The following is an 18200-nucleotide window of genomic DNA, read 5'->3' on the forward strand; positions in this document are numbered from 1 at the left end:
ATTATTCAATAATTACAAGGTCAGTACCTTCGAGAACGGATTCTCCTTTACTTACATTGATTGCGGTGATCTTGCCGTCTTTGTCTGCGTTGATGTTATTCTCCATCTTCATAGCTTCAAGGATAATGATGGTTTGCCCCTTTTTTACGGTATCACCAACATTTACCTTAATATCAAGGATTACACCTGGCAACGGAGATTTAACGCCCGATTTTCCTGTAGAAGTTGCAGCAGGCTTTACTACTGTAGTTGGAGCCGGAGCAGGGCTGGTTGATGCAGGACGAACTACCGGTTTCATTACAGCTTTCGGGGCTTTTTCCATTTCTACTTTGTAAGGAGTGCCGTTTACTTCAACATGAGCGATATTATCTTCTATATCTCCAATGGCAACCTTATATATGTTACCGTTAATCTTATATTTATATTCTTTCATCGTTTTATCTTTTTATTGGTGACTTACTTTTTGTGGGGAGTTTCACGCAAGGTATAAATCTTAGAACTCCACGGTGAATAGCTACGTTTTACACGAGTAATGGTAAGAACAGTTTCTTCTACATCGTGTACATCGCTTTGCATTTCGTGCATAGCCATGGCAATTGCGGCGAATACTTCGCCTGGAGCTTCACCCAGTTTCTTTTCTTTGGCTTCTTGTTTGTCGGTAATACCTTTTACCTTCATGGCATTGCGCTTGCTCAGGTTGACAGAAATACGGCCTATAACTTTGAAAGCAATAAACAGAAGGAGCAAGCCTACGAATACGACACTCATAGCTGATATGGACATACCAATACCCACACTGTCATGTTCTTCAAACTTTTCCATCTTAGCGTTGCTGTTGATAGTCTTGTTGTTAGTGCTAGGAGTTACATACTTGTCTGCACTAGAACCTTTTACTTCCCATTCATTTGCAGCGTCGCTGACACGTGCGTATGATTGGTTTGCCTGTAATGTACCTGCAGGAACTATAATCTGATCCAATAATTTCTTGCCTGAATCATACAAGCCGATCCAATTGTTCGTTGCGGCATTCAGGGTGAAGTTGGTGTGGAAAGTACCACGGTTAGGTTCACCATCTGCCCAGAACAAAGCGTGCTGGCGAGGTTTGATCAAAGTCAATACATCACCTTTAGGGATAAAATAAGTAGCAGTATCTCCAGGCTGGCTGCTCACCTTCAGTAAACAACCGGCAAGGTCTGCGCTACCAAATGATCTATTGAATATTTCAATCCATGCGCTGTGTACTCCGTAGTCATCTTGGAAATTGCTTTCATTTTCAATCAGCACTTCATTCAGTACCAGCTTGGTGTTTGATTTCTGTTCTCCACAAGAACATAAACCCACCATCAGCAGCAAAGAAAGGAATATTCCTATATTTAATTTCTTCATGTTCAATTCTCAATTTTTAATTTTTAATTAAAGAGGAATATTACCATGCTTCTTAGCCGGATTGGTTAATTTCTTAGTTTGCAACTGTTGCAATGCACGGATGATGCGGAAACGGGTATTACGCGGTTCAATCACATCATCAATATAGCCATATTTGGCAGCATTGTAAGGATTGGCGAACAGCTTGGTGTATTCAGCTTCTTTTTCGGCTAGGAATGCGGCAGGATTTTCCTGTTCTTTGGCTTCGCGGGCGTATAATACTTCTACTGCACCTGCACCACCCATAACGGCGATTTCGGCAGTAGGCCATGCATAATTCATATCACCGCGAAGTTGTTTACAGCTCATTACAATGTGAGATCCGCCGTATGATTTACGCAGGGTAATTGTTACTTTGGGTACAGTCGCTTCGCCGTAAGCATACAGCAACTTGGCGCCGTGGAGGATTACGCCGTTGTATTCTTGTCCTGTGCCTGGAAGGAATCCCGGAACATCTACCAATGAAACAAGAGGTATATTGAAAGCGTCGCAGAAACGTACAAAACGCGCACCTTTACGTGACGCATTGCTGTCAAGTACACCCGCCAGATATTTTGGCTGGTTTGCAACAATACCTACAGATTGTCCGTTGAAACGTGCGAAACCAATGATGATATTTTTAGCGTAGTGAGGTTGGACTTCCAAAAACTCACCATTATCTACGATGGCGCTGATCACCTCATACATATCGTATGGTTTGTTGGGGCTGTCGGGGATAATTTCGTTCAAAGAGTCTTCCAGACGGTCGATAGGATCGGTACAGTCTACATAGGGAGCTTCTTCCAGATTATTTTGAGGAATATAGCTTAACAATTTGCGGATCATGGCTAACCCTTCTTCTTCCGTCTTGGCAGTAAAATGAGTAACACCGGATTTGGTAGAATGAACGCTTGCACCACCTAAGTTTTCTTGGCTTACATCTTCACCTGTAACAGTCTTTACCACTTTCGGTCCGGTAAGGAACATGTATGATGTGCCTTCCATCATCAATGTGAAGTCTGTCAGCGCAGGAGAGTAAACAGCTCCGCCTGCACAAGGACCGAAAATACCTGAAATCTGTGGAATAACACCTGAAGCAAGAATATTGCGTTGGAAAATTTCAGCATAACCGGCCAGCGCATTGATACCTTCTTGAATACGTGCGCCACCCGAGTCATTGATACCGATACAGGGAGCACCCATTTTCATGGCTTGATCCATTACTTTGCAGATTTTCAGAGACATTGTTTCTGACAGAGAACCGGCAGAAACAGTGAAATCCTGTGCAAAGATGTAAACTAAACGTCCTTCTATGGTACCACAACCTGTTACTACACCGTCGCCCGGATAATGTTTTTTCTCCATGCCAAAATTGGTGCATCTGTGTTCCACAAACATATCCATTTCTTCGAAACTGCCTTCATCCAGCAACATGGCTATGCGTTCGCGGGCTGTATATTTTCCTTTTTCATGCTGTTTTGCAATTGCTTTATCACCTCCACCCATGCGTGCTGTAGCCCGGCGTTCGATAAGCTCTTTTATTTTTTCAAGTTGATTGCTCATTTTACTTATGATTTTACAATTTACGATTAAAAAATATTTCTATTTACGCTTGAACCAGACTAAATACACTGATTTCAATCGTGAATAGTCAGATCTCGTGTTTTATGGTTTTTCGCAAAGCTCAGTCAGGACGCCCAAAGTTGATTTGGGATGTAAAAAAGCAATTTGCAAACCTTCAGCACCTTTACGCGGAGCTTTGTCAATGAGACGGATGCCAGTGGTTTCCGCTTCGGCTAACGCATTTGCCACACCATCTTCCACTGCAAAAGCCAAATGATGCATACCACCGTTGCCATTATTTTTTTCAATGAACTTTGCGATAGTGCTTTCGGGGCTTGTAGGTTCCAGCAGTTCTATTTTAACATCACCTACTTTCAGAAAAGCGGTTTTAACTTTCTGATCCTCTACTGTTTCGATATTGTAGCATTTCAGACCTAATACGTTTTCATAATACGGCAGGGCCTCTTCAATGCTCTTTACGGCAATGCCCAGGTGTTCAATGTGTGAGATTTTCATGATCTTATAATTTTAATAGTTTGGTTTTATACTCAAGTTTTCAGATAAAACTGCACAAAGAAAGTAATTTCGAGTTAAATAAAGAAATATTTCTTCAATTTTATTTCTTATTTGCGAGATGCTTCACAACACTTTAGACAAAAAGACAAAAATGAATTAAATATAGAATTTGCACAAGAGTTTGTTCAGCCACTTCCAACTGAAGCGGAACCAGCGGCGTGTACTGCTCTGCTTGCCGCCAAAGCGGAGTATAAAGTCCCTGTAACCGTGCTTTTTGAACGGTAATCCTGCATCCATGAATTCCAAATGTGCATATCCTTTTTCGTGAGCATAGGTAATAGGTGCCCATACGGCTAGAATACCGGGGTAAAGAAAAGCATAGGTTTTCCGCATACCTCCTGAGAACCACAGATAAGCACTTTCTTTTGAGAAAAGACAGATAGAACCACCTATGATTTTGCCTTTATATTTCACAAGAAACACTTTGGCTAATTCTTTTTCTGGGTTTTGCCATGCTAATAGCCGGAAAAAGCCGATGTCCGGGAAATGTTTTCTTACCTGTGAGGAATAGGCTTTTTTCAACATTCGTGAGAAATCTTGAATATCTTTCTCATTGTCGGCTACTTCCATGATGGCACCGTTTCTCAACGCTTTGTTTATTTGTCTTTTGCGAGACATGCTCAGCCGTTCGTAAGGGACTTTACTGTGCAGTGAGTTACGTACTCTTAGCCAATTAATGGCGAAATAGTTGTTCTTTCTGAAAGCTTTGTATCCGAATAGCGGATTTTCCAAGTTGCGGAACTCGATGAGGAACGATTTGCATAATACTTCGTTGGTGAGATGTTCCAACATTTCCCCGAACAGGTCTTCCTTATTCTGTTCTTCATCAAAATACTCGCCTGTGCCATAAATCTCGCATCGTTTGATGATTGCGGGGGGGAACAAGCGCATACTCTTCCGGATGACAGCCAGCAGTTTGCCTACAGGACGGTTTCCTATATAGGCTACGATAAGCAGAGGTTCGTATCCCCGAGTCATTTCAAAGACATGAAACAACTCGGTAGAATGGAAAATGTTTGTTCCAGGCAGAGGGGGAATGGCATTTCCTTTGCGATATGTACTTAATCTGACAGGCATCTCTAATTGCAAATTTATTGTTTTTTGTTTATCAATCCACATTCTAGTTGTATATTTGTGCAGAAAAATAAATTAACTGAGTATATTATGGAACAATTTAGTGACTTAATAAAGAACAGACGCAGTATGCGTAAGTTCACGGATCAAGAGTTGACACAGGAAGAGGTGGTTGCTTTGTTGAAGGCTGCTTTGATGGCTCCGTCTTCTAAACGTAGCAATTGCTGGCAGTTTCTTGTGGTAGATGATAAGGATATGCTGGAAAAACTTTCCCATTGTAAGGAGATGGGGGCAGCTTTTCTAGCGGATGCTGCTATGGCTGTAGTTGTGATGGCTGATCCGTTGGCTAGTGATGTTTGGATTGAAGATGCGGCAATTGCTTCCATAATGATCCAGTTGCAGGCAGAAGATTTGGGGTTGGGAAGTTGTTGGATACAGGTGCGTGAACGTTTTACCGCTACCGGGATGCCCTCGGGTGAATACGTGCATACGCTGCTTGATATTCCGTTGCAGTTGCAGGTGGTTTCCATTATAGCGGTAGGACATAAGGGCATGGAACGCAAGCCTTTTAATGAGGACCATTTGCAATGGGAGAAAATTCACATCAATAAATTTGGAGGCAAGTAAACGTGGCTGCTGTCAATCATAAGGATACGTATAAAGCTTCTGCGGTGTTTCTCATTGTGATGGGTATGCTTTATCTGATCGATAAGTTTATAGGATTTGCCTCACACGGGTTGCCATGGGTTATGCAGAAAGACAATCTGTTACTGTATGCAGCTGTTATTTTCCTTTGGTTCAAGGCCGATAAGTCAGTAGGAATTGTATTGGCGGGTATATGGCTGATATTGAATATCAGTTTGGTGATAGCTTTGTTGGGGCAGATGTCTGCTTATTTGTTGCCGGCGGCTTTGTTGTTGTTAGGAGTTATTTTATATTTAGTTTCGACCCGATGATGAAAATAGTTCTGATAGGAGCCGGCAATGTGGCTACCCATTTGGGAATCGCTTTACAAAAGGCAGGGTGTCTTATTTTGCAGGTATACAGCCGTACAGAGGAGTCTGCTTCTGCATTGGCTGACAGACTTTTAGTAGACTACACAATTGTGCCGGATGAGATACGTCGGGATGCCGATTTGTATATTGTAGCGCTGAAAGATGCAGTTTTGCGACAATTGGCTCCTGTATTGGTGAAAGGAAGGGAGCAGGCTTTGTTTGTACATACGGCGGGTAGTATGCCTATGGATTTATGGAAGGGGTTGGTAAAACGCTATGGGGTACTTTATCCTATGCAGACTTTTAGCAAGCAGCGTGAAGTTGATTTCAATACCGTACCTTTTTTTATAGAAGCATCTGCTCCGGCAGAAGTGGGAGTGCTGCGTATGGTGGCAGTTCGTCTCAGTCCTAAAGTGTATGAAGTGACTTCCGGTCAACGTAGGCATTTGCACCTGGCGGCAGTCTTTGCTTGTAATTTTGCTAACCATATGTATGCATTAAGTTCACATATACTGGAAAAGCAGGGGATTTCTTTTGAAGTGATGCTTCCGCTGATAGACGAAACTGCCGGCAAAGTACATGAACTTTCTCCCACACAGGCGCAGACAGGTCCGGCTGTACGCTACGATGAAAACGTAATAAGCAAACATTTGGAGATGTTGGCGGATGAGGAGTCTTTGCAGGAATTGTACGAAAAGATAAGTAAAAGTATTCATGATCTCCCTTTGTCTGTTATTCAGACAAATAAAGAGGGAAAGAACTCATAAGTGGTATGATAAACTATGATTTAAAGAAAATAAAGGCATTGGTATTTGATGTCGATGGGGTATTGAGTGCGGAAACTATTTATTTGCACCCCAATGGTGAACCCATGCGTACGGTTAATATCAAGGATGGGTATGCATTACAGTTGGCTGTGAAATGCGGGCTGCATGTTGCCATCATTACTGGTGGAAATACCGAGGCGGTGCGTAAGCGTTATGAGGGGCTGGGTATCAAGGATGTTTATCTGGCTGCTGCGGTAAAGACCCGGGAGTATGCCCATTTGAAGGAAAAATATGGATTGCAGGACGAGGAGATACTCTATATGGGCGATGATATTCCCGATTATGAAGTGATGCGTTTGTGTGGGCTACCTTGTTGTCCTGCTGATGCGGCACCTGAGATAAAAGAAACAGCTGTTTATATTTCTCATCGTAATGGGGGGTATGGATGTGGCCGTGACGTGGTGGAACAGGTTTTGAAAGCTCAAGGAAAATGGATGGCTCATGAAAGAGCCTTCGGGTGGTAATGAAATAAAGAAAAGCTATGTTGGAAAATTTAGAAAAATATAAAATAATCCTTGCTTCCAATTCTCCGCGCCGCAAAGAATTGTTATCCGGCTTAGGTATAAAATATGAGGTAAAAACACTACCCGGCATAGAGGAAATCTATCCGGATACATTGAAAGCAGAGGAAATTCCTTTGTATATAGCTTGCGAGAAGGCGGCTGCTTACCGGAATACCATGCATCCGGACGAATTGATTATTACTGCTGATACCATTGTATGGTTGGACGGTGTAGTCATGGGCAAGCCTCATAACGAGGATGATGCACGGCAGATGTTGTGGAAGCTTTCTGGCAAGACCCATCAGGTGATAACTGGGGTTTGTCTGACTACTGCCAGGACTCAGAGAAGTTTTTCTGCTGTAACAGAAGTAACGTTTGCAGAATTGTCCGATGAGGAGATCGATTATTATATTCGGGTTTACAAGCCGATGGATAAGGCTGGTTCTTATGGTATACAAGAGTGGATAGGCTTCATTGGTGTCTGTGGAATTTCGGGTAGTTACTTCAATGTGATGGGACTCCCTGTGCAGTGCCTGTACACAGAACTGAAAAAACTATAAGTCTGTATGTGAACAGTAAGGGACGTGTTTTTGTTATTTATATGAACTATAAATAAAAAATAATTATGGCTTATAAAATAGCTTTTTACGACACGAAACCCTACGACGAACACTCGTTTACGGAGGCTAATGAGAAGTTTGGCTTTGATATCAGGTATTACAAAGGCCATTTGAATATGAATAACGTGGTGTTGACCAAAGGAGTGGATGTGGTTTGCATCTTCGTAAACGATACGGCTGATGCCGAAGTTATCCGGGCAATGGCGGATAATGGTGTTAAACTGCTGGCTTTAAGATGTGCTGGTTATAATAATGTGGATTTAGCGGCAACGGCAGGTAAGATGAAAGTGGTACGGGTACCGGCATATTCGCCATATGCTGTTGCCGAATTTACAGTGGCATTGATGTTGTCACTCAATCGTAAGATTCCTCGTGCCACAATGCGCACACGTGACGGAAACTTTTCTTTGCATGGACTTATGGGATTTGATATGCATGGCAAGACTGCCGGAATTATCGGTACGGGTAAGATTGCCAAGATTTTAATTCAGATATTACGTGGATTTGGTATGAATGTTCTTGCATATGATCTTTATCCCGATTACAATTTTGCCCGTGAACATCAGGTGGTTTATTGTACTTTGGATGAACTTTATCATAGTTCGGATATCATCTCCCTGCATTGTCCTTTGACAGAACAGACAAAGTATCTGATTAATGATTATTCCATCAGTAAAATGAAAGATGGGGTGATGATTATCAATACGGGGCGTGGGCAGTTGATTCACACCAATGCCTTGATAGAGGGGCTGAAGACCAAAAAAGTGGGATATGCCGGTCTGGATGTATACGAGGAAGAAGAGCCTTATTTTTATGAAGATAAGTCTGATAAGATTATTGATGATGACACTTTAGCTCGTCTTCTGTCTTTCAATAATGTGATTGTAACTTCACATCAGGCTTTTTTTACCAAAGAGGCAATGACGAATATTGCTCATACTACTCTACAAAACGTGAAAGACTTTGTTGAAGGTAGACCTTTGGTGAACGAAGTAGCGGTGGGGAGGGTCTAATCTCCCCTGTAGTAATACAATAAGGAATGGCGGGCTATAAAGTCCGCATTCTTTTGAACCAGTTCCTTTTCACCAAATTCGGGGAATTGTGCATCGGGGATATAGTGGTTGTTTATTAAATATTCCATCAGGTCCGGCGGACATTTGGTCGGGATAGTAAGCAGGCTGAATGCCTCTTGGGCAGCCGTTGCGGCATCATACATCGGGTTAAGAGGATCACTGATGTATTTGCATATATCCTTCGCCAATAGAATACCTTTTTCGGAATTTACCATCATGATGAAATCCTTATGTTCCTTCATTTGGGGCAAAGTGTGATTGGAATCGTCCGGCCATTGTAATACTTGGGTAAGGAAACTGTGTAGTTCTTTATAGCTTTTCAGATATACGATACGGGCACCATTTGTGCCTTGCGTGAACAATTGATAGGTATGGTGGTTCCTTTCCTTCATCTCGTCCGATATTTCGGGAATGGCAGGGTATAGTCCTTCTATCTCTTCCCAACATTCGGTTTCTCCGTTGGTCAGCAGGTCAATCCATTCATGAAGAAACAGGGCAAGGGGGCCACATGGAATGATGAATTTGTCGGTTTCTGTAACCTGTGCAATATATTCTTGTACAGATGGTTCTGTGAGATAAGTATGTCCGAACAGCCAGCGTAGTTTATGGTTTGCGTCCTCTTTTCCTTTGAAATCCATAAAGAACTCCTGTAACGTGGCATTGGCGGGAGCCGTTTCATATTCTTCATCCAATATCCGGAAAAATAAATGTGCAGTTTCTTCGATATTCCTGTCCATCGGATTGATATACAGATGTTTATATGGAGCCTTCTCTAAAGTGTTCCAAATGATGAAACGGATATCTTCCTCATTGATCTCATCTTTTATATAATCCGGTCGGATGGTATAGAAAGGAAGTGACGTATCATATAGTTCCAGATGCTTTTTGATGAATGCTTGCCATAGACCTAAACCTGAAATGACATCTTCAAAATAGGCAGCGGTGTAAAGACATAACTTCTTTTTAATGGATTCGGGAATCTCTCTTATCGTACAAGTGGAGTATAATCGGTTAGCCAGATCGACAAAATATCTGTCTGTAGTCTGTTGTTGGATATAAGGATGGATAGCCAACCAGTCTTTTATGTATAATTTTATGGTTTGCATATTAGTTTATTGGAATTATTTTTATTGCAAAGATATTCCTTTCATTGTAAAAAGGAAGGAGAATATCGGGATATTTACTTTATCTTTGCAATATTCTAACTTTGAAATACCTATAAAAATGGAAATAGATTTAACAACTCCTGCTTTATTGTTCTCAGCCATATCGCTGATTATGCTGGCATATACCAATCGTTTTCTGTCATATGCCCAGTTAGTACGCACGTTGAAGGATCAGTATCGTGAAAATCATTCGGCGGTTACGGCAGCACAGATTTCTAATCTCCGCAAACGCCTTTATCTGACACGTGCTATGCAGGTGACAGGTATCGGGAGCTTGTTGCTTTGCGTGGTCAGTATGTTTTTAATGTATATACAGCTTTACCTCATATCCGTATATATTTTTGGACTGGCACTGGTGCTGCTCATTATTTCTTTAGGCATTTCTGTCCGCGAGATTTATATTTCCGTCAAGGCGCTGGAACTGCATCTGAGTGATATGGATTCTTGATTTATCTTTTTGCAAAGATATTTATCATAAAGGAACAGGCTGTTAATGCGATCCCTGTTCCTACTACTCCTTGCCATCCAAACCAATGCCAGAATGTTCCGGCAAGGAATGTACCTACGGAACCACCTATAAAATAAGTTGTCATAAAAATGGTATTAATACGGTTGGCTGCTTTCGGGTTGAGGGCGAAAATCGTAGTCTGATTACTCAATTGGATACATTGCATACCTATATCTATAATAAAAATTCCGGTGATGATACCCACGTAAGAGTCCTGACCGAAATAAAGTGAGAACTACGCCACAAAAATCAAGCCACAACCTATGTAATTCAGTCGTTTGACTCCCAAAACATGTACATATTTTCCTATATACGAGGCGGTGAGAGCTCCTGCTATGCCGCACAATCCTAATAACCCTACAATATTGTTTCCTGCAAAGAAAGGAGCTTGTCCCATTTTGAATGCCAGCGAAGTCCACAGAGCTAGGAATGAACCGAAAGCAATTCCGGCACGTAAGGAAGAAATACGTAACTGGGGGTATTCTATCACTAATGAAAACAAGGATTTCATCAGATCACTATATTTCCCTTTAAAATTACATGGCATATCGGGTAGTACACGCATGATAATGATGAGACATATCACCATCATTCCCGCCGCTACAAAGAAAATAAACCGCCATCCCAAATATTCGCCGACGATTCCGCTGACTACGCGCGAAGCCAAAATACCAGTCAGTAACCCTGATACAATCATGCCTACATTTCTTCCTTTGGTTTTGGGGGTGGAGAATTGTGCAGCTATGGGGATAAAGATTTGTGGCATCACCGAACAAATGCCGGTCAGCAGAGAGGCAAATAAAATGAGATGGATATAAGGAGTCAGTGCGATGGTTAGTAATGAAACGACTAGGACTGTGAAATTGATTAGAATAATGGTTTTCCTTTTAAATAAATCTCCCAAAGGAATAATGAACAGCAATCCGATGGCATAACCTATTTGGGTAATCATTGCTATCAGGTTGGCGGTGAATTCGGATGTTTGGAGATCACGGCTGATGCGATTTAATAAAGGTTGGTTATAATATAAATTGGCAACGGAGATTCCCGCAATAATTGCTAGCGTCCAAAGTAAGGAGGCAGGTAGTCCTTGGTTTTCTTTTAATTCTTGTTTCATGCTGCAAAAGTAGTAATTTCATGAAAATCATGTTATCTTTGTAAAGAAGAAAAATAGAAATGAAAATGAAGAATTGTATAAAAACGGTCTGTTTTCTGTTTTGGACCTGTGTAATGTTTATAGCGTGTATTGATGATGATGTGGAGGAAGGTACTGTTGATTTACAAACAGGAGAGAACATTCCTGTTTTTTCTGTGGTAATGGATGATGGACAAATAATAACTTCCGAAACCCTGAAAGGAGAGGTTTCCTTGATTGTGTTTTTTCATACGGGTTGTCCGGACTGCCGGAAAGAACTTCCTGTGCTGCAAAAAATATATACGGATTACGGTCAAAGAATCCGGATGGTTTGTATTAGCAGGGAAGAGAGTTCGGCAGAGATTGTCCGTTATTGGGACGAAAATCATTTGACTTTGCCCTATTCGGCCCAAGAAAACCGCACGGTATACTATCAGTTTGCTAAATCGGGGATACCTCGTGTTTATGTCATAGATAAAGAGTTGGTTATCCGTAGTGTTTTCACGGATAACCCGTTGGCAAGTTATGAAGATTTGGCTGAGGCTATAGAAACCTGTTTGTAGTTTTTAGAGAGGGTAAAATCCCTAAAAATAGGTATTGTCAGATAATGATAAGCTCATTACCTTTGCCATCATAAAAACAGAATCACAACTGACTATACATGCAAATATTAAAGGATAACATACGTAGCCGTATTTTGGATGTAGCCAAACAACAATTTGAGTTGAAAGGTTATTCCAAGACTTCCATGCGTGAGATAGCTGTGGATGTAGGTGTTGGGGTGGGAAATATTTACAACTACTTTAAAAGTAAGGATGAGCTGTTTCATGAAGTTGTTCGTCCGGTTTTGTATGCGTTGGAAATGCTGTTGCAGGAACATCATGGAATACAGGGCGAGGATATTATGATGATGAGGTCGGAAGAATACTTAGAAACCTGTATAAACGAATATATTTCCTTGTATGACACCCACCACAGATTGATGAAAATACTGTTATTTCGTGCGCAAGGTTCTTCATTGGAACGTTTTCGGGAGAATTATACAGACCGTTCAACCGAATTAGTCAAAGTCTGGTTTACGGTGATGCAGAGAAAGTACCCGATGATAAATATAGCTATTCCCGATTTTATAATCCATTTGCATACTGTATGGATGTTTACTATGTTTGAGGAGCTTTTGAGGCATTCAATAGCGAAACAGGAAATGAAAGCTATTTTACACAATTATATTCTATTTGAGATCCAAGGTTGGAGGGCCATTATTCGAATATGACAGGTAAAATTTGTATATACAGACTGGTTGCTACAGTAAGGCAGCAGGAAAGGAGGAAGTCTTTACGGAGGTTTCCTCCTTTTTTTATGAACAAATTTGAATACCGTTCACTAATAATCCGTTTGATATAGTACAATTATATGAAAAAGAAGAAAGAAGGATTGTCCCGTTTGTTAGAGATTGCGGGACAGAAGAAAGGGTTGCTTCTGCTGGCAGGTTTGTTGTCGGTAGGTAGTGCCATGTGTATGCTTGTGCCCTATTGGGCTGTCTATGAGGTGCTGAAAGAGTTGTTGTTGCATGGCAGCAATCCTGTTTTGGCAAATGGAACTGAAATGATACGTTGGGGATGGATCGCACTGGGTGGACTTGTCGGCGGATTGGTTTTGCTGTACGCTGCCCTTATGTCCTCTCATGTAGCCGCATTCCGAATCTTGTATGGGTTGCGTGTCCGTTTATCCGAACATATCGGTAAACTTCCGTTGGGCTATCTGAACAACACTTCCATCGGGTCCATCAAAAAAACGATGGATCAGAATATCGAGAAGATAGAGGGATTCATTGCACATACTATCCCCGATTTGGTAAATGTGATAGCTACGGTGGCAGTGATGTTTGTCATTTTCTTCTCATTAAATGTATGGTTGACAGTGGCGTGTTTGACAGTTGTCGTATTAAGCCTTTTCCTGCAATTTTCCAATTTTATGGGAAAGAAAGCGAAGGAGTTTATGCGTGTCTATTACGATGCACAGGAAAGGATGAGTACTTCTGCTGTACAATATGTTCGTGGAATGCCTATAGTAAAGATTTTTGGGCAAAGTGTATACTCGTTCCGCCAGTTCAATGCAGAGATACAGGCATACAAGACATTTGCTTTGAAATGCTGTGATACCTACCAGAACGGGATGATTGCCTTTACTGTTCTGCTTGGTTCAATGGTGACATTCATTCTTCCAATGGGTATCCTGTTGCTGAATGCCAACCCGCAATCTTTGTCACTGGCTGCGGTATGGTTGTTTTTTATTATTATGGGACCAGGTGTGGCTTCACCTATTTACAAACTGACTTTCTTGGGTGGGAACACACGGGAAATCAATGAGGGGGTAGCACGTATTGACCGCATACTGGAGAGGCAACCTATTCCCGAGCCGGAACATCCACAAGTGCCGGAGAGGTATGATATAGAATTTCGTCATGTGTCATTTTTTTATGAGAACACAGAACAGGGAACACGGACGAAAGTTTTGCATGATATCAATTTCAAGGCACAGCAAGGGGAAATAACTGCGCTCGTAGGACCATCTGGTAGCGGTAAATCGACGGTAGCCAACTTGATACCGCGTTTTTGGAATGTAGAGCAGGGCGAAATCCTTATCGGTGGTGTGAATATCAAGCAAATAGCAACAGCAGAGTTGATGGATACCGTATCGTTTGTCTTTCAAGACACTTTCTTGTTTTATGATACGCTGTATGAAAACATTGCCATCGGTTCTCCTTCTGCCGGTAAAGAAGCGGTGATAGCTGCTGCTGAAGCCGCCCAATGCCATGATTTCATAGAACGGTTGCCAGATGGTTATGATACTAAAATTGGGGATAAAGGTATATTTCTTTCGGGCGGTGAGGCGCAACGGATATGCGTGGCACGCGCCATCTTGAAGAATGCGCCGATACTAGTACTGGACGAAGCCACTGCTTTTGCTGATCCGGAAAACGAGTATAAGATGCAAATGGCCTTGCAGTCTTTGATAAAAGACAAGACGGTTATTGTAATAGCTCACCGTTTGTCTTCTATTGTATCAGCTCATCAGATTGTTGTCATGAAAGAAGGCCGGATTGTGCAATGTGGAAAACATAATATTTTATCTGTGAAAGAGGGGGTATATAAAAGTATGTGGGATGCTTATAGAAACGCTTACCATTGGTCGTTAAACAAGAATTAAACATATATTGATATGAGAAACAAGCATTTATTAAACAGTATTTTGCAGAATACAAGCTGTCCGAAAGGTTTTTGGGGTCGGATGATTTTATGGGGAATGAATCGTTTTCATGCTTCTTTGGCCCGTCGTGGTATGAAACAGGTAAACTGGCAACCGCAATGGACTGTCCTAGATATTGGATGCGGAGGTGGAGCCAACCTGAATCGTTTGTTGAAACAATGTCCTCAAGGAAAGGTTTATGGTATAGATTTATCGGAAGAGAGTGTAGTTTTTGCAAGCAAATACAATGTGAAAGAATTGAATAAACGATGTTTCATACAGCAAGGAAGTGTGTGCTCCTTGCCATACAAAGACGGGACATTTGATGCTGTTACTGCTTTTGAAACAGTCTATTTTTGGTCGCCCATAGAGATAGCGTTGGCTGAGGTGGTACGAGTCTTACGAAAAGGAGGATGCTTCCTTGTCGGCTTGGAAGCAAGCAGTCCTGAACTCGGAAAAATGTGGACTGAACGGATAAAAGGAATGGTGGTATATACAGCCGGAGATTTGAAGGATTTGTTGATAGAGGCCGGATTTTCAACCATTCAGGTTGTTCATAATAAAGAAGAAATGTATATTATCGCACGTAAATGAAAGGAACAGGTATGAATGCGATCAAAAACATTACAATTGGTCATACGAAACGTCTTTGTAGACCAGTAGGTTTAACAGTGCTTGCCAATTTGATTAATATTGTGCCGTTTTGCCTCTCTATTGAGGCGGTACGTATTGTTTTTAATACGTTCGATGGAAGTGGCCGGCCACTTGACACGGTTCGTTTGTGGTATATATTCGGAGTGATGGCTTGTTATATGATAGTCATGGCGTTAGCGGAACGAGCTTCCTATCGTTCCAATTTTAGAGGGGCATATGAGATGAGTGCTTCGGGACGTCTTTCTTTGGCAGAACACTTGCGGAAGCTCTCGTTAGGATTTCTTTCACAACGTGATCCCGGTGACTTGTCGTCTATGCTTATTACCGATTTTTCAATGGCAGAAACCGGAATATCCCATCATTTGCCTCAACTGATGGGGGCTGTAGTTATGCCTGTACTAGCTTTTGCTTCACTAATATGGATAGATTGGCGGATGGCTGTTGCTATGTTTGCCGCTTTACCACTGGCTTTATTCATTTTGTGGGTAAGTACGAGTGTGCAGAAAAAATTGAGTGGAAGTCAGGTTCAGGCCAAAATTAATGCTGGAAGCCGATTTGAAGAATATCTGCAAGGTATCCGGGTGGTGAAAGCTTACAATTTGTTGGGAGCCCATTTTGACCGGTTGCGTGATGCGTTTGCAGAACTGCGCCGTGCCTGTATCCGTCAGGAGGCACAGTTAGGCCCGTTTGTGCTGCTTTCCATTGCTTTGGTGCGTGCCGGGCTGACATTGATGGTACTGTGCGGTACTTATTTGCTATTGAGTGGAGATCTCTCGTTGCCTATTTTTATACTGTTTCTTGTAGTAGGATCTCGTGTGTTTGACCCGTTAACTTCTGCCTTGACCAACTTTGCCGAGTTTCGTTATTTCTCCATTGCTGGAGGGCGTATTTTAACACTGATGGATGAGCCGGAAATGAGAGGAGAACTGCAATCTCCGGTTACAGGTGATATATGTTTTGAACATGTTTCATTTGCCTACCGGGACAAGGAAGTCCTGCATGATGTTTCAATTACGCTTTCCAAAAACTCATTGACTGCCCTTGTCGGTCCTTCCGGAAGTGGAAAAAGTACAGTAATGAAACTTTGCGCCCGTTTTTATGACCCACAGAAAGGACGTGTTTTTTTTGGTGATCTCCCGATGGATAAAATAAATCCGGAAAGTTTGATGAGTCATATCTCTATGGTATTCCAGGATGTCTATCTGTTTCAAGATACGGTACGCAACAACATACGTTTTGGTAAGGCTGGTGCAACGGATGATGAAATTATTGTCGCAGCCCAAAAAGCTTGTTGCCATGATTTTATCATGCAGTTGCCGCAAGGCTATGACACGATGATAGGTGAAGGCGGTTGTACTTTATCCGGAGGAGAAAAACAGCGTATATCCATTGCTCGTGCTGTTCTGAAAGACGCACAAGTCATTCTATTGGACGAAGCAACTGCCTCGCTTGACCCTGAAAATGAAGTGGAAATGCAGAAGGCCATCGATACTCTCATCAAAGGTCGTACTGTTATAACTATCGCTCATAAGCTCAAGACAATCATGAATGCTAATCGGATAATTGTTTTGGACGATGGTCAAGTTAAGGAACAAGGAACACATGATGAATTGATTCGGGTAGATGGTCTTTATGCCCGGCTATGGAAAATTCAGGAAAGTACTTCTGGATGGAATTTATGAGGAATTCTATTTGATTACACAATTGAAAAGAGAATATGAATTACTATTCTCTTTTCAACTTTTCTTAATAGGACTTAAATATGAACAGATGAGAAAAAATATTATTTTGCAGAATATTTTAACGTTGTGAAAATAATGTATTCTCTATCCGAAAGAAGTGTTTTGCGGAAGAGCGGTCGGGTAGTAACAAACCAGATTAAGATTGTTATCAGATCATTGTTCCATGCCTCAAAACAAATATGATATTTCTCGTTTAAATCATTTTTAAGGATTTGTCGGACTTTTATAAAAAACTCCTTTATTGTTTTTTATTTCTATCATTCCGTTGTCTGAATCATACAGGAATGGTGGAAAAGTAAAAAAGACATAAATCTCGGTGTCTTTTAGTTTGTACAGCTTGGGAGTGATCTTTTTACTGATTCCGCTTGGGAATACTTGGTCATCCATTTCGGTAGGAATATAATAATCTGCTCCTTCCCTCAATACATTTTTGCTAATCTTGGCTTCTGCTTTTGATTTGGCAATCGTATAGAATCCCTCTATATCATATTTATCCCAATTTTTATACTCTTGTCCAAGCACCATACTTATGTTTAAACATAAAACCAGTAGTAATAATATTCTTTTCATATCTATCTGTTTTTAAGGTTATTCCAAGTTGGTATCACAAATATAAGAATTCTTATTGGTTTTTTCAAGGAATAAGGAAGAAAATAGAGAGTAGAATTTTAAAAAAAGAAGGTAATCCCTATCCATACCAGAGCTCCTGATATCAGAACGATTCCTAACATGATTAATTTTATTTTGAAGAGCTGGTTAGTTTCCGCTTCTTCTTTTTCTTGCGTTTTTATTCTGATCTCTTCTAATTGCTCAAGGGATAGATGGGAGGAGTGCTCTTTTTTGTTCAAATCAACCAGTCGGTTTCGAATTTCATTTAAGCGTTCCTTTCCTGCTTTTCGTAGTTCACGATTTTCTTTATCTCTTCTCATCATGTCATTGATACAACCTAAAGTTCCCATAATCTAACTGTTTAATTTGAATTCATTTCCACAAATATAGTGTTTTTTGCAGTTGCTTTTCTTCACTTGCTAATTTAATATTTGAAGGATAGATATTACTTAATAAACCTGATGTGCCTTGACTGCCGGATATAAATATTCTGCCAATGGAT

At 41.2% G+C, this 18200-nt stretch carries 20 protein-coding genes and 1 pseudogene; 12 read left to right on the forward strand and 9 right to left on the reverse strand.

All coding sequences use genetic code 11. The features are described from left to right. Window position 1: 1 nt before the first annotated feature. From GKD17_RS06415 to GKD17_RS06435, 5 genes are all read right to left on the reverse strand, one after another. Complete coding sequence (locus GKD17_RS06415; protein ID WP_007837634.1) at window positions 2-433, reverse strand: acetyl-CoA carboxylase biotin carboxyl carrier protein; 432 nt, start codon at window positions 431-433, stop codon at window positions 2-4. Window positions 434-456: 23 nt separating this feature from the next. Next, window positions 457-1386 carry an OadG family transporter subunit gene (locus GKD17_RS06420; RefSeq protein WP_007837636.1) on the reverse strand — a complete coding sequence of 310 codons (930 nt, stop codon included), beginning with the start codon at window positions 1384-1386 and terminating at the stop codon, window positions 457-459. A gap of 27 nt (window positions 1387-1413) precedes the next feature. Next, window positions 1414-2967, reverse strand: a complete 1554-nt coding sequence (locus GKD17_RS06425) for an acyl-CoA carboxylase subunit beta (RefSeq protein ID WP_007837638.1) — start codon at window positions 2965-2967, stop codon at window positions 1414-1416. Window positions 2968-3069: 102 nt separating this feature from the next. Next, the gene (gene mce, locus GKD17_RS06430) at window positions 3070-3483 is read right to left on the reverse strand and encodes a methylmalonyl-CoA epimerase (protein ID WP_005847427.1); all 414 of its coding nucleotides are present in this window, start codon (window positions 3481-3483) and stop codon (window positions 3070-3072) included. 156 nt (window positions 3484-3639) lie between these two features. Further along, window positions 3640-4662 (reverse strand): GNAT family N-acetyltransferase, encoded by a 1023-nt coding sequence (locus tag GKD17_RS06435; RefSeq protein WP_007837641.1) that lies wholly within the window; start codon window positions 4660-4662, stop codon window positions 3640-3642. A 45-nt stretch (window positions 4663-4707) separates the two neighbouring features. Here GKD17_RS06435 and GKD17_RS06440 point away from each other — a divergent pair, with 45 nt between their 5' ends. The 6 genes from GKD17_RS06440 (at window position 4708) to GKD17_RS06465 (ending at window position 8575) form a co-directional block, all read left to right on the forward strand. Continuing rightward, a complete protein-coding gene (locus tag GKD17_RS06440; RefSeq protein WP_007842596.1) occupies window positions 4708-5244 on the forward strand; it encodes a nitroreductase family protein in 537 nt (178 codons plus the stop codon). A gap of 2 nt (window positions 5245-5246) precedes the next feature. Further along, a complete protein-coding gene (locus GKD17_RS06445) occupies window positions 5247-5573 on the forward strand; it encodes a hypothetical protein (RefSeq protein ID WP_007837645.1) in 327 nt (108 codons plus the stop codon). Then, window positions 5573-6379 carry a Rossmann-like and DUF2520 domain-containing protein gene (locus tag GKD17_RS06450; RefSeq protein ID WP_008652681.1) on the forward strand — a complete coding sequence of 269 codons (807 nt, stop codon included), beginning with the start codon at window positions 5573-5575 and terminating at the stop codon, window positions 6377-6379. Before GKD17_RS06445 ends, GKD17_RS06450 begins: the two co-directional genes overlap by 1 nt. Before the next feature lie 5 nt (window positions 6380-6384). Beyond that, window positions 6385-6903 carry a KdsC family phosphatase gene (locus tag GKD17_RS06455; protein WP_007837648.1) on the forward strand — a complete coding sequence of 173 codons (519 nt, stop codon included), beginning with the start codon at window positions 6385-6387 and terminating at the stop codon, window positions 6901-6903. Window positions 6904-6920: 17 nt separating this feature from the next. After that, the gene (locus GKD17_RS06460; protein WP_007837649.1) at window positions 6921-7502 is read left to right on the forward strand and encodes a Maf-like protein; all 582 of its coding nucleotides are present in this window, start codon (window positions 6921-6923) and stop codon (window positions 7500-7502) included. A gap of 65 nt (window positions 7503-7567) precedes the next feature. Then, window positions 7568-8575, forward strand: coding sequence for a 2-hydroxyacid dehydrogenase (locus GKD17_RS06465; RefSeq protein ID WP_007837650.1), 1008 nt, complete (start codon window positions 7568-7570; stop codon window positions 8573-8575). Here the strand turns inward: GKD17_RS06465 and GKD17_RS06470 are convergent. Beyond that, window positions 8572-9741: a DUF3843 family protein gene (locus tag GKD17_RS06470; RefSeq protein WP_007837658.1), complete on the reverse strand. Its 1170-nt coding sequence runs from the start codon at window positions 9739-9741 to the stop codon at window positions 8572-8574. The two genes, GKD17_RS06465 and GKD17_RS06470, sit on opposite strands and share 4 nt — an antisense overlap. A gap of 118 nt (window positions 9742-9859) precedes the next feature. Between GKD17_RS06470 and GKD17_RS06475 the strand changes: the two genes are divergently transcribed. Further along, entirely contained in the window at window positions 9860-10249 is a 390-nt protein-coding gene (locus GKD17_RS06475) for a DUF2721 domain-containing protein (RefSeq protein WP_007842602.1), read from the forward strand. Window position 10250: 1 nt separating this feature from the next. Here the strand turns inward: GKD17_RS06475 and GKD17_RS06480 are convergent. Beyond that, window positions 10251-11426, reverse strand: a pseudogene (locus tag GKD17_RS06480) (MFS transporter). Window positions 11427-11491: 65 nt separating this feature from the next. Between GKD17_RS06480 and GKD17_RS06485 the strand changes: the two are divergent. The 5 genes from GKD17_RS06485 to GKD17_RS06505 all read left to right on the forward strand — a co-directional run bounded on the left by GKD17_RS06485 (window position 11492) and on the right by GKD17_RS06505 (window position 17029). Beyond that, complete coding sequence (locus tag GKD17_RS06485) at window positions 11492-12007, forward strand: TlpA family protein disulfide reductase (RefSeq protein WP_022185602.1); 516 nt, start codon at window positions 11492-11494, stop codon at window positions 12005-12007. Window positions 12008-12105: 98 nt separating this feature from the next. Continuing rightward, window positions 12106-12717, forward strand: a complete 612-nt coding sequence (locus tag GKD17_RS06490) for a TetR/AcrR family transcriptional regulator (RefSeq protein ID WP_007837668.1) — start codon at window positions 12106-12108, stop codon at window positions 12715-12717. A 140-nt stretch (window positions 12718-12857) separates the two neighbouring features. Next, the gene (locus GKD17_RS06495; RefSeq protein ID WP_007837670.1) at window positions 12858-14654 is read left to right on the forward strand and encodes an ABC transporter ATP-binding protein; all 1797 of its coding nucleotides are present in this window, start codon (window positions 12858-12860) and stop codon (window positions 14652-14654) included. Between the two features lie 12 nt (window positions 14655-14666). Continuing rightward, window positions 14667-15287, forward strand: a complete 621-nt coding sequence (locus GKD17_RS06500) for a class I SAM-dependent methyltransferase (protein WP_007837672.1) — start codon at window positions 14667-14669, stop codon at window positions 15285-15287. Window positions 15288-15298: 11 nt separating this feature from the next. Continuing rightward, window positions 15299-17029, forward strand: a complete 1731-nt coding sequence (locus GKD17_RS06505; RefSeq protein WP_007845248.1) for an ABC transporter ATP-binding protein — start codon at window positions 15299-15301, stop codon at window positions 17027-17029. A gap of 264 nt (window positions 17030-17293) precedes the next feature. Here GKD17_RS06505 and GKD17_RS06510 read toward each other — a convergent pair whose 3' ends face one another. Beyond that, entirely contained in the window at window positions 17294-17659 is a 366-nt protein-coding gene (locus GKD17_RS06510; RefSeq protein WP_007842609.1) for a hypothetical protein, read from the reverse strand. A 98-nt stretch (window positions 17660-17757) separates the two neighbouring features. Beyond that, on the reverse strand, window positions 17758-18048 hold the full coding sequence (locus tag GKD17_RS06515) for a hypothetical protein (protein WP_007837678.1): 291 nt from the start codon (window positions 18046-18048) through the stop codon (window positions 17758-17760). Window positions 18049-18200 lie beyond the last annotated feature (152 nt).

The organism is Phocaeicola dorei (assembly GCF_013009555.1).
GTDB lineage: Bacteria > Bacteroidota > Bacteroidia > Bacteroidales > Bacteroidaceae > Phocaeicola > Phocaeicola dorei.

What these genes read in the sequence shown, in the direction of transcription:
- GKD17_RS06465 (WP_007837650.1), top strand. Translation starts at nt 7,568, where the DNA reads ATGGCTTATAAAATAGCTTTTTACGACACGAAACCCTACGACGAACAC.
- GKD17_RS06450 (WP_008652681.1), top strand. Translation starts at nt 5,573, where the DNA reads ATGAAAATAGTTCTGATAGGAGCCGGCAATGTGGCTACCCATTTGGGA.
- GKD17_RS06460 (WP_007837649.1), top strand. Translation starts at nt 6,921, where the DNA reads ATGTTGGAAAATTTAGAAAAATATAAAATAATCCTTGCTTCCAATTCT.
- GKD17_RS06500 (WP_007837672.1), top strand. Translation starts at nt 14,667, where the DNA reads ATGAGAAACAAGCATTTATTAAACAGTATTTTGCAGAATACAAGCTGT.
- GKD17_RS06485 (WP_022185602.1), top strand. Translation starts at nt 11,492, where the DNA reads ATGAAGAATTGTATAAAAACGGTCTGTTTTCTGTTTTGGACCTGTGTA.
- GKD17_RS06420 (WP_007837636.1), bottom strand. Translation starts at nt 1,386, where the DNA reads ATGAAGAAATTAAATATAGGAATATTCCTTTCTTTGCTGCTGATGGTG.
- mce (WP_005847427.1), bottom strand. Translation starts at nt 3,483, where the DNA reads ATGAAAATCTCACACATTGAACACCTGGGCATTGCCGTAAAGAGCATT.
- GKD17_RS06415 (WP_007837634.1), bottom strand. Translation starts at nt 433, where the DNA reads ATGAAAGAATATAAATATAAGATTAACGGTAACATATATAAGGTTGCC.
- GKD17_RS06515 (WP_007837678.1), bottom strand. Translation starts at nt 18,048, where the DNA reads ATGGGAACTTTAGGTTGTATCAATGACATGATGAGAAGAGATAAAGAA.
- GKD17_RS06490 (WP_007837668.1), top strand. Translation starts at nt 12,106, where the DNA reads ATGCAAATATTAAAGGATAACATACGTAGCCGTATTTTGGATGTAGCC.
- GKD17_RS06510 (WP_007842609.1), bottom strand. Translation starts at nt 17,659, where the DNA reads ATGAAAAGAATATTATTACTACTGGTTTTATGTTTAAACATAAGTATG.
- GKD17_RS06505 (WP_007845248.1), top strand. Translation starts at nt 15,299, where the DNA reads ATGAATGCGATCAAAAACATTACAATTGGTCATACGAAACGTCTTTGT.
- GKD17_RS06455 (WP_007837648.1), top strand. Translation starts at nt 6,385, where the DNA reads ATGATAAACTATGATTTAAAGAAAATAAAGGCATTGGTATTTGATGTC.
- GKD17_RS06470 (WP_007837658.1), bottom strand. Translation starts at nt 9,741, where the DNA reads ATGCAAACCATAAAATTATACATAAAAGACTGGTTGGCTATCCATCCT.
- GKD17_RS06425 (WP_007837638.1), bottom strand. Translation starts at nt 2,967, where the DNA reads ATGAGCAATCAACTTGAAAAAATAAAAGAGCTTATCGAACGCCGGGCT.
- GKD17_RS06435 (WP_007837641.1), bottom strand. Translation starts at nt 4,662, where the DNA reads ATGTGGATTGATAAACAAAAAACAATAAATTTGCAATTAGAGATGCCT.
- GKD17_RS06495 (WP_007837670.1), top strand. Translation starts at nt 12,858, where the DNA reads ATGAAAAAGAAGAAAGAAGGATTGTCCCGTTTGTTAGAGATTGCGGGA.
- GKD17_RS06440 (WP_007842596.1), top strand. Translation starts at nt 4,708, where the DNA reads ATGGAACAATTTAGTGACTTAATAAAGAACAGACGCAGTATGCGTAAG.
- GKD17_RS06475 (WP_007842602.1), top strand. Translation starts at nt 9,860, where the DNA reads ATGGAAATAGATTTAACAACTCCTGCTTTATTGTTCTCAGCCATATCG.